We start from the raw sequence: 12,452 nt of genomic DNA, 5'->3' as shown, positions 1-12,452 counted from the left end.
GGTGTCCTGACCCCGGGACGCCGCCGCACGGCACCCACGGCCCCCGCCGGCCCCTGGAATGGGACGGCAACCCCGGCACACCACTCCGGATCACCAACACCGACACCGGCCAAACCCACCACTTCACCACCGTCCCAGGAACCCCGGCCACGTCCGGCGGCCCGATGATCCTGCCGCTCACCGAAGTCACCGACCGCAACGGCAACAGCTGGACCATCACGCACGACAAGACCGGCGTCCCCTCGGAGGTCCGACACAGCGGCGGCTACCACCTCACCCTCACCAGCGACAACGGCCGCATCACCGAACTGCGCCTCCAAGACCCCTCGGCCGCCGACGCCCCCGGCACCGCCATAAGGACCTACGGCTACGACGCCGTCGGCAACATGACCGAGGTCACCAACTCCTCAGGCCTGCCGCACCGGTACATGTACGACACGTCCGGCCGCATCACCTCCTGGACCGACCGGAACGACACCACCTACGCGTACACGTATGACCAGCGCGGACGCTGCGTGGCCACAAGCGGCACCGACGGGTTCCTGAACAGCACCTTCGCCTACGACGACACCACCCGCACCACCACCTTCACCAACTCACTCGGCCACAGCAGCACCTACACCCACAACGCGGCTTACCGCCTCATTTCGGAGACCGACCCCCTCGGCCACACCACCCGCCGCGAATGGGACACCGCGAATCGCCGTCTCGTCGCTCTCACGGATCCACTCGACCGCACCATCCGCTACAGCTACGACTCCGATGGCAACCTGGTCAGTCTGATCAGGCCGGACGGCGCGGTCGCCACAGCCGAGTACAACGTCTTCGGCCTCCCCCTCCGGATCTCCGAACCCGGCGGCGCCATCTGGATCCACACCTACGACGACCTCGGCTCTCTGCTCTCCACCACCGATCCGGTTGGCGCCGTCACGCGTTACCACCGGAACTCCCGTGGCGCCCTCGTAGGGAAGACGGATCCGCTCGGCCGTACTCACCGATACGAAGTGAACGCCGCCGGGCTGCGCATGGGCGCCACCGATCCTCTGGGCCACACCACGCACGTCGAGCGCGACGGCTTCGGCCACCTGACAGCGTTCACCGATCCCCTCCGCTGTACTACGCGGATGGAATGGACACCGGACGGCAAGCCGGAGTGGCGGGAGAGTCCGGACGGAGCACGCGAGACGTGGCGGTGGGACGGTGAGGGCAATCTCACCGCCTTCAGCGACCCGGCAGGCCACACCACCCGGTATACGTACACGCACTTCGACCTCGTCGCCTCCCGCAGCGAGCCGAACGGCGCCGTCCGAACCTTCGAGTACGACACCGAGTTGCGGCTACGCCAAGTCACCGACGCGTTGGGGCACCACTGGACCTATACCTACGACCCGGCCGGCCGACTCACCTCCGAGAGGGATTTTGGCGGCCGCACGCTCACGTACGCCCTCAACGCCGCGGGCCAGCTCATGGGCCGCACCAATGGTGCAGGCGAGACCCACGCCTTCGTCCTGGACTCTCTCGGACGCGTCACCGAACAGCGCACCAGCACGGGAGAGGTGTCCACCTACACCTACGACGACGCCGGAAGGCTCGTCAGCGCCGCGAACTCCGAGGCGACCCTGAGCTACGTACGCGACGCGCTCGGCCGCCCCCTCACCGAGACCGTCAACGACCGCACCACTCGCTACACCTACGACGCGGCCGGGCGACGTACCTCCCGCACGACGCCGAGCGGCCACACCTCCACGTGGACCTATGACGCCGTCGGCCGACCCGAGGAACTGATCACATCGGCTGGCAGCCTCACCCTCGCGCACGACGCGGCAGGGCGCGCGACAGAGCGCCGCATCGGGGGCAACCTTCTGCTCACGCAGCGCTGGGACACCACGGGGCGCCTCTCCGGACAGGCCGTGGTCGCCACTCAGCCGGCGCAGGCCGAACGCCTTCTGCACAACCGCACCTACGCCTACCGCGACGACGGTTACCTCTCCGAGGTCCAGGACGTTCTGGACGGCACTCGCCGTTACGACCTCGACGCGGTCGGACGCATCACCGCCGTCCATGCGTCCACCGGCACGGAGATATACGACTACGACGCGACCGGCAACCTCACCCGTGCCATGGTCCCCGGCAATGCCTACACCCTTACGGATCGTGACTTCTCCGGCGCGATCATTCGCCGATCCGGTCGCACCGTCTACCAACATGACGCCCAAGGCCGTCTGGTGCGCAAAACGCTCAGGCACCTCAGCGGGGCGAAGAAGACGTGGACTTACGCCTGGAACGCCGAAGACCGTCTCGTTCAAGCCGTCACCCCCGACGGTCTCACGTGGCGGTACACCTACGATCCGCTGGGCCGACGGATCGCCAAACTGCATTCGCTCGACGGCACCTCGCACACGACCACCTTCGCCTGGGAGGGCACCCGACTGGCCGAGGAGCGCTCTCCGGAAGGGCGTACGACGACATGGGATTATGCACCGGGCACGCATACCGCGCTGGCCCAGACGGCCAGCCGCGCAGTGCTTCTCAGGCCGGACCCGAACAGTCCGGCATCCCCACCGCCGGGCCCGCCGTCCTCCTCAGGCGCGGATCTCTCCTTCTACGCGGTGATAACGGATCCCGTCGGATCTCCGACGGAGTTGGTTGCCCAGGATGCCACCATCCCGTGGCGCTCTCGGCACGACGTCTGGGGCGTTGCTCACCCGGCTTCAAAAAATTTCGGGGAGGCCTACTGCCCACTGCGGTTCCCGGGTCAATACGCCGACGACGAGACGGGATTCAATTACAACTACCATCGGTACTACGATCCCGAGACCGCGCGATACATCAGCCCTGATCCACTGGGGCTGATTCCGGCGGACAACCACTACGGATACGTGGACAACCCGCTGGCGTGGCAGGACGCCCTCGGACTCGCACCATGCAAGGGATATGACCTTCGAGGGAAAGATCCCATGAGCATCGTTCCCGACGATGCGAAGATTCGCGAATTGACACCCCACTCAGGTGGTGGCTCGCAGTACGGCCTCGAATACTCCTGGAAGAACGACGCGGGACAGACGGTACGGCTCAGGATTCACGGCCCCGACGGAACCGCCCCGGTAGGGTCGAACTCAGCATCAGGCGAGACCTACCGCATCCAGATCGGTAGGCAATACCAGGACGAGGCCGGAAATCTGTACCATCATCAGTCCCACAATCCCAACAGTCCGAACTACAATCCGAACGCTGCAAACGCTACGCACATACCCTGGCCCTCTGAGTATCCGGGACTCTAGATGACTATCGGCGAGACGGATCTGGTGGGCCTCGTCACGAAGATCGTGTCCGCCTCCCCTGAAGATCGCGAATACGGCGCAAACACCTGCAGCGACTGGTCACCCTTGTTCGACCAAGACGAGGCAGACCTGCTGGTGAGGATTCTGGCACTGACTGCAGCGTCAGAAGATCACGAGACGATTCGCGAGATCCAGTTGCATGCCCTCCTGCGTATCGATGAACACCTGCTGGTCCGTACCGAACTCCTCGCGCCCCTGCGAAGGCTGTTCTCCGCCCAGCTCGATGAGGAACAGGCCGACTATCTACAGGAATTGGGCATTCAGCCATGATGCCGAAGCCCTGGTGCCACGCGAAGCCCAGCTGTGCGCGGATGCCAAGGCTCCGTCGTTCTCGCGGTTGACCCGACACAGCCGACAGGGGCCTCATGCCGCAACCCGGCCATGGCGGTGACGGATCGGCAGGTAGACGATCACCCAGCGCGACCTGCGCTACCGGTCCAAAGAGATCATGGACGCTGTCCAGGGCGGGCAGTCCATCACCGCCACCCGCGACGGGCATGACCGATAAGGCTCGCCCATTACACCACATCCGCACCACGTACAGCGGTACAGCGGTACAGCGCGGTCAACCACGGTCATCAACGGCCGCGACGCGGGGGGCACTTCAGGACGCTACGTGCCGCTGACCAGCACGGACACCGACAAGGCGCCTGTGAATCCCAAGCTCAGAGCGCGGGTTCGATTCCCGTCATCCGCTCCATTGATAAGCCCCAGGTCATTGAGCCTTTTTCATCATCGGTTTGAGCTGGCCAGATGCAGGGTGAGGGCGGCCTGGACGAGGGTGGTGATTCGCGTGGTGGAGCATCGGATTTTGCGCAGGATCCGCCAGTTCTTGAGGGTCGCCATGGCCTGCTCGACGAGTGCGCGAATCTTTGCGTGGGAGCGGTTGATTGTCTTCTGCCCTGGGGAGAGCGTGTCCCATCGTTCCCAGTACGGGATGCGGACTGTGCCGCCGGCGCCGCGGTAGCCCTTGTCTGCCCGGCACGGGATGCCTGCCTGGGCAAGGGCGTCGATGATGCCGTGTTCGCGGGCCGCTCGGATGTCGTGGACGGCTCCGGGCAGGCCGGCGAGGCCCACAGCAATTGGCCGGACGGATCGGCGAGGGCTTGCACGTTCATGCCGTGTCTCTTGTGTTTTCCGGAGTAGAAGGGCCGGTCCGCGGTGATGCGGTCGATGGGCAGGAGTGTGCCGTCCAGGAGCACGAAAGCCTTCTGCGAGGCGGTGCGGACGGCGTCGGACAGCGTGGGGGCGAGGTCGGACAGGAGGCCGACGGCCCCGGTGACGTAGCGGTACGCGGCCGTGGTCCCCACGTCGACCCCGGCGGCGAGCTGGGCGTAGGTGTGGCCGACGCGCAGGTGGGCGAGAGTGAGAAGGGCTTGGCGGCCGGCGGTCAGCCGTCGCCAGCGGGAGTTGATGGCTCGGCGGTGCCGCCGAAGTTGATCTGCAAGGAAGCGCAGGGCGGAGCTGGACACGTCCACGCCGGACGGGTAGCCAAGCATGCGAAGCCTCTGGTGGAGACGGTTCTCTTGGTCGAAAACCCATCTACCAGGGGCTTCACCTCATTGTCACCCCAACTGGCCAGCCCCACCGACAGGTTGGAAAAGGCTCAGTGGCAGCCTCCTTTGTGCGCCCCACCCGTGTTGGCGTCATGTGCCGCTCGGCCGGGGGTTTCCGTGTACGCGGCCGGGACCCTTGCGAGGCTTCTTCGGCGGGCAACCCGCGCGCGCCCAGGCCCCGGAAGCCCGCGCTATGGCAGGAATCTGACCAACGACCTTTCCAATGCCGCCCGATCCCGCCGGGGCGCCGCGCGCCAGGCGGAGGCAACCTCCCCTGATCGAGGAGGAGATCGGCGTCCGGCGCGAACTCGCCCGTCTCCACCAGGCACCGAACGAGGCTGCTCTGGCCGAGGCGCTGCATGACCACTCCATCGCCCTGGCCGAATACGGCAGACCCGAGTGCGCACTGCGGGCGGCCGACGAAGCGCTGGAGCTGTACAAACCGCGCTGGCGCGAGGCGCCCGACAAGGAAGCCCTGCCCTACACGAACGGGCTGGCCCTCATGGCCTGGCTGAGCGAGACCACCGGCGCAGAAGCCGATCCCGTCCCGCTCAGGAAGCGGGCCGTCGTGCTGCTGCGTCCGCAGGCCCGGCACTCCGGCCAGGCGCACAGGCGGCTTGCGTCGAATCTGCTGCAACTCGCCAGCCACGTCGCTGCGGCCGGAGGAACGCGTGCTCTGCTGCGGGCACCGACCCTCACCAGCGAAGGCACCGAACACTACGTCCGTGCGTCGGCGCGAAGTCGCCCCCCGGACGATGACGTGACGGAAACGGCTACCCGCTGGGCCCAGTTGCTGGAGGGCCGCGGGCACAGGTCCGAGGCGCTGGACGTACGACGCCGGTACGGGCTGCAGCAGGCCTGACGGACAGGAACCGCCGGCCGGCGGAACAGACGTGATCACGCGCTCCGACAAGAGAGGACGACATGCCGGACCCGCAGGAGAAGCAGGACACCCCCTTCGACGGAGGCGCTGCCGCGTCGAAGGGAGCGGCGCCACCGGAGGCCGAGGCCGGACTGGTCTTCACTTCGCTGGACAAGTTCTACGACGACTACCTCTCCCAAATCGCGCAGCGCCCTGTGGACGGCGTTCATCTGGCCTGATGCCCGGACTGGTGGACGCATCCGGAGGCGCTCGTCCTGCTCAGGGCAATGTGGGGCGCCTTCGAGTACCTGCGGGTCGACGGTCCCTCGTCTTGTCCAACTGGTGGCTGCACCACACCGACCCCCGTCTCGCCGCACCGATGCATCCGCCCACCAGTCCCTTCGTGCTCTGCTCCGGGCCGCAAGGACACACCGAGAAGCTGAGCCCGTTGCCCGGCAACCCGTCGCCGCCGGAGATATGGGATCACCCCGCCTTCTCACTTCACGCAAATGAGCAGGATGGGGAGGACGCAGGAGTGCCTGATTTCTGAGGGCGGGTCTGAGACGGGTCACGGAGCGATCTTCTCCGCGGGGGCCTTCGCATGTGGCGGGTCGCCTGCGGGTGAGGCGGCGGAATATCACGTCGGTCATGATCCCGGACACGCTCTGACGCTCGTGAGACGACTCTGTTCGCCGAGTCGGACAGCTGTCTCCGGCCGCATACCACCGCGGCACACCGTGCTACAAGGTGCTACCGTGGACCCATGACAGCTCAGCCTGAGATCACCCAGCGCGATCTGCGCAGCAGGTCCAAAGAGATCATGGATGCCGTCCAGGGTGGGCAGTCCTTCACCGTCACCCGCGACGGACACCAGATCGGGGAGCTCGTCCCGCTGCGCCGGCGCCGGCGGTTCGTTCCGCGCTCGGAGTTCGCCGCCATGTCCCGCACGGCCTCGGACGTCTCGCTCGAAGCGTTTCGGGCCGACCAGGACGCCACAGCCGAGCAGGGGATGGACGACCCCTATGCCCGCTGAGTACCCCCAGGGCCTGCTCGACACCGACATCGTCATCCTGCGCAAATGGATCGACCCCGCGGAACTCCCCGCCGAAGTGGCGATCAGCGCCATCACCCTGGCCGAACTGTCCGCGGGTCCGCACGAGGTGCGCAGGAACGAGGAGCAGAGCGACTACGACGAGCACGCGGAGCGGGGTCGCCGCCTCGACATCCTGCAACGCGCCGAGAACGAGTTCGACCCCATCCCCTTCGACACCGAAGCCGCCCGCACATACGGCAGGGTCTGCGCAGCCGTGATCGGAGCCGGCCGCAAACCCCGCCGCCGCATCGCCGACCTCATGATCGCCGCCATCGCCATCGCCGAAGAACTCCCCCTCTTCACCACCAACCCCGAGGACTACACGGGCCTCGACGGCCTCCTCACCGTCGTACCCGTCACCCGGCCCACCATCCTCCACGACCGGTAGCTAGTGCCCGCCGCACCACATCCGCACCACGCACAGCGGTACGGGGCGGAGAGCCATGGTCACCAACGGCACGGCAACGTGCGCGCTTCGGAGCGAAACGGGCCACTGACCAGGGCGGATACCGACGAGGTCCCTGTGATTCCCAAGCGCAGAGCGCGGGTTCGATTCCCGTCATCCGCTCCATCGCACGGCCCCAGGCCGAAGACCTGGGGCTTGTTTTTTGTCTCGACCAATTCGAGGGTCGCGTGCCAAAAGTGTGCCATTGGGCGACGAATCGCGGAGCGCGAATACACCCACCACCCGCGTCCGTTGATAAGTCCCGGATCAGCGATCCGAAACTTATCAATTGTCCGAGCCAGCTCGAAAGCCGCTGCCCCCGTGCGTCATCCTCAGCTTCCGCCAGGACGCTCATCCCCGAGCACCTCGGGCGCCGACGGGGCGGTGAGATCGTTGGTGGTGACAACAGCCCATCCCCGCTTGCCCACGCCATCGCGCTCGCTCACACCCCACCGCGAGCCGGTGAGAGCGTCCGCGAGAAGAAGACCCCGGAAGGCCCCGTCCGTGTTGCCGTTGGCGTCGTGCACCTCGATGCGCACACCACCGGACGTCCGCTCGTACCACGTCTCGATCTGGCATCCGCGAGGAGAGCGGGCGTGCCGGACCGTGTTGCTGATGGGTTCCGAGAGGACCAGCTCGGCGGTTCCGTAGGGCGGTTCAGTCCCCAGGCTGCCAGCTCCGGGCACATTTCCCGCCGGGCAAGTCCCACACACCGGGCGCCGTGAGGCCACCGCCTCACCACGACCGGGACTTCGTCGTCGCTTTCCGCATGCGTCATCGGGCCGCTCCCCACGCGGGTTCCGTCGACGTGTCTCCGGAAGACCAAACCGGTCGGGCGCTGCCGCCGACGATGCGCCATGCACACAGAGTGTCCGCTCGCGCGCTTTCCGTATAAGCAGTGCGGACCGCGAAGTGACGCAGTTCCGGCAGGGTACGACGACGGTCACGCGCAGCCATGTCGGCCACCAGCTCGCGCACGGCGGGTCGGCGTACGTCCCGGGCGGCGCAGCTCTCGGCGATGCGCAGCGCCTGGTAGCCGTCAGCGAGGCGGCCCTGCTGGCTGTAGGCGCGAGCAGCGTCCGTCCACAGGGCGGCCCGGTGTTCCGGTAGCGGGATGCGGACGAAGCCCCCCTTGGCGGGATGCGTGCGGCACTGCCCAAGGCGGCGGCCCGACCAGTCGCGTCCGTGTCCGCCGGCGTCTCCGGGCACCCGGGATAACAGCCGATCCGGGGTACGAACGTGCGGCCGATTTGGCAAAACAGGGGCGTCGATTCTGGCACTGCGGGACGGCAGATCCGGCATAGTGGCCCCTGATCGCCGTGAGCTCCCAGGAGATGATTATGGTCGTAGAACACCCTGACCTGGTCGAACGGCACCTCACGGCCGTCATCAGTGAGCTTCTCCAGGAGGAGCCGGTCATCGCCTGACGGGTGCCCGAACCGTCGGCAAGAGCACTCTGCTGGCTGCCTGCGCAGCCGCGCACGGCGTCGACGTAGTCGATCTCGACGAGATCGCGACCCGTCGCGCGGTGACAGCGGGCCCCGGACTGTTCGTGAGCGCCGATCGCCCCGTTCCGGTCTGCGTCGACGAGTTCCAGCACGTTCCCACCCTCCTGGACTCGATCAAGGCTGAGCTCGACCAGGACCTCAGACCGGGTCGCTACCTGCTGACCGGGTCCACCCGATACGAGACCTTGCCCGCGGCCAGCCAGTCCCTGACCGGACGCGCCCACGTCGCCACGATGTGGCCCCTTTCCCAGGGCGAACTGCTCGCTCGGCGCGAAACCGCCCTCGACGCCCTGGTCTCGGACCCCACCGCACTGATCAGCGCCGAGCCCACCGATGCCTCAAGGGCGGACTACGAGCGGATCGTCCTGACCGGCGGCTTCCCTTTGGCACTGGCACGTCCAGCAGGACGCTCGCGCGATCGATGGTTCCGCGACTTCGTCACCCTCGTCCTGGAGAGGGACGTCCTGGAGATCCGCAAGGTCCGCCAGCGCCAGGTACTCCCACAGATTCTGCGGCGGCTCGTCGGCCAGACGGCGCAGGTCCTCAACATCAGCCATGTAGCCGACGCCGTGGGACTGGAAGGCAGCGTCGCGCGGACTACATCGGCCTGCTCCAGGCCGTGTTCCTGGTCCACCGAGCGGCCTCAGAGCACTGCGGGACAGACTCGGTGACGACTTCACGGCCCCAGGCGTGGCCACTCTCCTGGACCTGCCCTTTCCCAGCCCCGGCGGAAGCGTCGAACTCTTCCTCGGCCTCTGCACCGGGGGCCCGGCCGGGGCCGGTGCGCGATCGGGTGACGCCTCGACCTGCCCGACCCCAGCACCAGACCCTCCGGACCCCGCCTGCCACCGACACTGACCAGCTCAGCCCGGACACCACCCGCCGCCACCAACCCGATGACGCGTCGCCGGACTCCTTGCGGCTCAGCGATTGAAGTAGAAGCCCGCGTCGAGGTCTGCGAGCAGGGTGGGGTGGGCCGGTTCCCAGCCGAGCAGTTCGCGGGTCGCCTCGTTCGGCATCTTGACGTCGATGCCGATGAAGGGGAATGCCTTGAAGTGCTCGGCTGCCTGCTCCGCCGACATGCTGACCGCTTCGATGCCCAGATGGCGGGCGACGGACTCGGCGACGGTACGGACCGGGACGCCGGCCTCGGTGGCGCCGGTGACCTGCGAGCCGGACGGGGCCTTCTCCACCGCGAGCGCCCAGACGCGGGCGACGTCGAGGGTGTGGCCCGCGGCCCAGGTGTTGGCGCCGTCACCGACGTAACCGGCGACGCCGGTCTGACGGGCGATCCGGAGGTACTGCGGGATGAACCCGTGCCGGTCGCGCTTGCTGTGCGTGACGTTCGGGACCGCGACCAGGACCGTGCGCACGCCGCGGTCGGCGTACCCGTGGATGGTGAGCGCGACCTTGGCGCGGGGATTCCAGTGGTTCACGAGGTCCTCGACGCGGCCCATGCCGATGCCGAGGAAGGCCTTGCCGGTGTCGACGAGTTCGCCGCAGACGGCGTGGACGACCTCTTCGTCCTGCGCGGCGACCTCGGCGAAACGGCCGGACGCGATGCCCTCGTGCTGGAAGCCGAGGTGAACGACCGCGTCGGCGTTGCGGGCAGCCTCGCGCAGACCGTCGAGGTCGGTCAGGTTCCCACGGCGGGCCTCGGCGCCCATCGCCATGACGGTCGCGGCCGCCTCGTCGGAACGTGCGAGGCCGACGACGTCGTGACCTGCGTGGATGAGCTCAGGGACAACGGCGGAACCGATGTGGCCGCTGGCACCGGTGACGAAAATGCGCACGAGGATCTCCCCGGGAAGTGATGTGACTTGGTAACGTCACCGTAGCACGGTGACGTTACCAAGTCACATCACCTAGGATTGCCCCCATGGCTCGATGGGAACCGAACGCACGGGAACGGCTGATCCGCGCCGCGGTCGAACTGTTCGCCGAGCAGGGATACGAGGCGACGACGGTCAACGAGATCGCCGAGCGGGCTGGAGGGCTGACCAAGACCACGTTCTTCCGGCACTTCACCGATAAGCGCGAGGTGCTGTTCTCCGGGCAGGAGATCCACAGCCGGATCATGGCCGAAGCGGTCGCGGAGGCGCCCGAATCGGCGACGCCTCTGGAGATGGTCCAGCTGGCGCTGGACGAACTCGCATCCTCGTTCACGGAGGACCGCCGCGACATCGGGCGGCGGCTTCGAACGGTCATAGCCAACAGTGCGGAGCTGCGGGAGCGCTCCGCCGCCAAGCGGGCGGCGCTCTCCGAGGCGCTGGCGCAGGCGCTTCGCGCGCGCGGCGTCCCGCGACTCGTCGCCGATCTGGCGGCCGAACTGGGCGCGCGTGCGTTCTACGGCGCGTTCGACCGGTGGATCTCGGCGGCGGATCCGCGGGCTCTCGTCGAGTACGCGCGAGAGGTGTTCGGCGAGTTGAGGACAGCTGTGTCCGTGCTCGAATAACCCGCCCGGCCGGGATGTGCGGCGCCCGGCGCAGCGCTGGTCGAGGTGACCGCCGCGATCGTCCCGACCGGCGTTGCCAGGAGCAGCGTCATCTGGACCCGCCGCCCGGTCACCACCGGGCGGCTGCCCCCGCGCACGATCCGCATCGGAACGGACCGCGGATGTCCCCGCCTTCGGCAGGCACTGCGCGTGCGGCGTCGTTCTCTGCAACCGCGGCTCCTGGTGCCCGTACTGCCGGACCCAGCTGCGGGCCTTCCAGCGCGCCCAGGAGGCCCTCGGCCCCCAGGGCAAGGTGGTCGTGGCGGTCTACTCCAACGGCGGCCATCGGACGGCTCGTCCCTGAGGACGTCGCGGGCCTGATCAGGTACGCCAAAGAACCCGTCGTGAACTGATCGAGGGCCGGGCGGCTTCCTCCCAGCCTCGGGAGGATGCGTCAGCCCGCGCGGGCGTGTGCGCGGGGGCGGCGCGGGTCGCCGCGGGTCGCCGGGGGGCCGTCGGACAATCGTCAGCCCGCGCGGGCGGGTGCGCGGGCCGCACCGGTTCTCAGCGCCGCGCGGTCGCCGCGGAGCGCTTGCGTTGCTTGTGCCGCGCCCGTTTCCGGATGAGCATCGTGAGAAGGCCCGCGACGACGATGCCGACCAGGTTGAGCACCAACTGCCAGGCGGAACCGAGCACTTCGTGCCACGACGCGGGCGGGCGTCCGTCGACCGCCGGTGCCCAGGTCGCAGGGCGAAGTAGCGCAGCCGGAACGGTTGGGGCCGCTCGCGGGGCAGGCTCTGCCGGTCGGCGTGCGGCTCGTCCGCGGCGGCCGGCGCGGGGTCCTCGATGACGTACGCGGGCACCGTCGGTTCGACCAGCCGGGACGCCGGCAGGATCGCGTACGGTGCTCCGTCGGCGTCGATCACCAGGACGCCCGGCAGGCGCTGGGTTGCCGGCATTCGTCCCGTGCCGCGTCCAGTGCGCCACCGTCAAGCGTCACCGTCGGTTACTGCGAGGCGCGTACACGTGCGCGCATCACCGCATCCGCGGAGAATGCCGCCAGGTACGGGTCCGCGTGCGTGAGACGGCAGGTGGCGTAGAGGATCACGCCGGTGGTCAGCGGCAGCGGAGGCTGCAACTTCGGCTCCGCGCCCAGCAGCGGCAGCCGTACGACACCGGCCACCACCAGCGGCAGCGCCGTGTCAGCGGTGAC

At 68.0% G+C, this 12,452-nt stretch carries 11 protein-coding genes and 5 pseudogenes; 11 read left to right on the top strand and 5 right to left on the bottom strand.

Annotated features, from left to right (window positions below):
- The first annotated feature begins 164 nt into the window (after positions 1–164).
- The 3 genes and pseudogenes from V7E46_RS18425 to V7E46_RS18415 all read left to right on the top strand — a co-directional run.
- Positions 165–3,281: a polymorphic toxin type 30 domain-containing protein gene (locus tag V7E46_RS18425; protein WP_333769431.1), complete on the top strand. Its 3,117-nt coding sequence runs from the start codon at positions 165–167 to the stop codon at positions 3,279–3,281.
- Positions 3,282–3,611, top strand: coding sequence for a hypothetical protein (locus V7E46_RS18420; RefSeq protein WP_333769430.1), 330 nt, complete (start codon positions 3,282–3,284; stop codon positions 3,609–3,611).
- 139 nt (positions 3,612–3,750) lie between these two features.
- Positions 3,751–3,840 (top strand): annotated as a pseudogene (locus tag V7E46_RS18415) (prevent-host-death protein); the annotation flags it as partial.
- Positions 3,841–4,073: 233 nt separating this feature from the next.
- Here the strand turns inward: V7E46_RS18415 and V7E46_RS18410 are convergent.
- Positions 4,074–4,840 (bottom strand): annotated as a pseudogene (locus V7E46_RS18410) (transposase family protein).
- Between the two features lie 280 nt (positions 4,841–5,120).
- On the opposite strand from V7E46_RS18410, the gene V7E46_RS18405 reads away from it, so the two are divergent.
- From V7E46_RS18405 to V7E46_RS18390, 5 genes and pseudogenes are all read left to right on the top strand, one after another.
- Positions 5,121–5,759 (top strand): hypothetical protein, encoded by a 639-nt coding sequence (locus tag V7E46_RS18405; RefSeq protein ID WP_333769429.1) that lies wholly within the window; start codon positions 5,121–5,123, stop codon positions 5,757–5,759.
- A gap of 62 nt (positions 5,760–5,821) precedes the next feature.
- Entirely contained in the window at positions 5,822–5,998 is a 177-nt protein-coding gene (locus V7E46_RS18400) for a hypothetical protein (RefSeq protein ID WP_333769428.1), read from the top strand.
- Between the two features lie 12 nt (positions 5,999–6,010).
- Positions 6,011–6,202 (top strand): annotated as a pseudogene (locus V7E46_RS33930) (hypothetical protein); the annotation flags it as partial.
- A 320-nt stretch (positions 6,203–6,522) separates the two neighbouring features.
- Positions 6,523–6,792: a prevent-host-death protein gene (locus V7E46_RS18395; protein WP_333769427.1), complete on the top strand. Its 270-nt coding sequence runs from the start codon at positions 6,523–6,525 to the stop codon at positions 6,790–6,792.
- Entirely contained in the window at positions 6,782–7,240 is a 459-nt protein-coding gene (locus V7E46_RS18390) for a type II toxin-antitoxin system VapC family toxin (protein WP_333769426.1), read from the top strand. The genes V7E46_RS18395 and V7E46_RS18390 overlap by 11 nt, the downstream gene beginning before the upstream one ends.
- Positions 7,241–7,629: 389 nt before the next feature.
- Here V7E46_RS18390 and V7E46_RS18385 read toward each other — a convergent pair whose 3' ends face one another.
- Both V7E46_RS18385 and V7E46_RS18380 read right to left on the bottom strand, forming a co-directional pair.
- Entirely contained in the window at positions 7,630–7,836 is a 207-nt protein-coding gene (locus V7E46_RS18385; protein WP_333769425.1) for a hypothetical protein, read from the bottom strand.
- Positions 7,837–8,203: 367 nt separating this feature from the next.
- A pseudogene (locus V7E46_RS18380) lies at positions 8,204–8,413 on the bottom strand (helix-turn-helix domain-containing protein); the annotation flags it as partial.
- 307 nt (positions 8,414–8,720) lie between these two features.
- Here V7E46_RS18380 and V7E46_RS18375 point away from each other — a divergent pair.
- Positions 8,721–9,476 (top strand): ATP-binding protein, encoded by a 756-nt coding sequence (locus V7E46_RS18375; protein ID WP_333769432.1) that lies wholly within the window; start codon positions 8,721–8,723, stop codon positions 9,474–9,476.
- 252 nt (positions 9,477–9,728) lie between these two features.
- Here V7E46_RS18375 and V7E46_RS18370 read toward each other — a convergent pair whose 3' ends face one another.
- A complete protein-coding gene (locus tag V7E46_RS18370) occupies positions 9,729–10,598 on the bottom strand; it encodes an NAD-dependent epimerase/dehydratase family protein (RefSeq protein WP_333769424.1) in 870 nt (289 codons plus the stop codon).
- An 86-nt stretch (positions 10,599–10,684) separates the two neighbouring features.
- Here V7E46_RS18370 and V7E46_RS18365 point away from each other — a divergent pair, with 86 nt between their 5' ends.
- Together V7E46_RS18365 and V7E46_RS33925 are read left to right on the top strand one after the other, a co-directional pair.
- Positions 10,685–11,260: a TetR/AcrR family transcriptional regulator gene (locus V7E46_RS18365; protein ID WP_333769423.1), complete on the top strand. Its 576-nt coding sequence runs from the start codon at positions 10,685–10,687 to the stop codon at positions 11,258–11,260.
- Between the two features lie 73 nt (positions 11,261–11,333).
- A complete protein-coding gene (locus V7E46_RS33925; RefSeq protein WP_443054229.1) occupies positions 11,334–11,603 on the top strand; it encodes a peroxiredoxin family protein in 270 nt (89 codons plus the stop codon).
- A gap of 669 nt (positions 11,604–12,272) precedes the next feature.
- On the opposite strand, the pseudogene V7E46_RS18360 reads toward V7E46_RS33925, so the two are convergent.
- Positions 12,273–12,434 (bottom strand): annotated as a pseudogene (locus V7E46_RS18360) (cation:proton antiporter); the annotation flags it as partial.
- Positions 12,435–12,452 lie beyond the last annotated feature (18 nt).

Origin of the sequence: Streptomyces sp. IBSBF 2435 (assembly GCF_036815005.1) — a bacterium.
Taxonomy (GTDB): domain Bacteria; phylum Actinomycetota; class Actinomycetes; order Streptomycetales; family Streptomycetaceae; genus Actinacidiphila.
The sequence above is the reverse complement of the archived record's forward strand: the minus strand, read 5'-3'. Positions and strand labels throughout refer to the sequence as shown.

Bases quoted from the DNA above. Each gene is read 5' to 3' on its own strand.
- V7E46_RS18425 (WP_333769431.1), top strand. From the start codon at position 165: ATGATCCTGCCGCTCACCGAAGTCACCGACCGCAACGGCAACAGCTGG.
- V7E46_RS18420 (WP_333769430.1), top strand. From the start codon at position 3,282: ATGACTATCGGCGAGACGGATCTGGTGGGCCTCGTCACGAAGATCGTG.
- V7E46_RS18405 (WP_333769429.1), top strand. From the start codon at position 5,121: ATGCCGCCCGATCCCGCCGGGGCGCCGCGCGCCAGGCGGAGGCAACCT.
- V7E46_RS18400 (WP_333769428.1), top strand. From the start codon at position 5,822: ATGCCGGACCCGCAGGAGAAGCAGGACACCCCCTTCGACGGAGGCGCT.
- V7E46_RS18395 (WP_333769427.1), top strand. From the start codon at position 6,523: ATGACAGCTCAGCCTGAGATCACCCAGCGCGATCTGCGCAGCAGGTCC.
- V7E46_RS18390 (WP_333769426.1), top strand. From the start codon at position 6,782: ATGCCCGCTGAGTACCCCCAGGGCCTGCTCGACACCGACATCGTCATC.
- V7E46_RS18365 (WP_333769423.1), top strand. From the start codon at position 10,685: ATGGCTCGATGGGAACCGAACGCACGGGAACGGCTGATCCGCGCCGCG.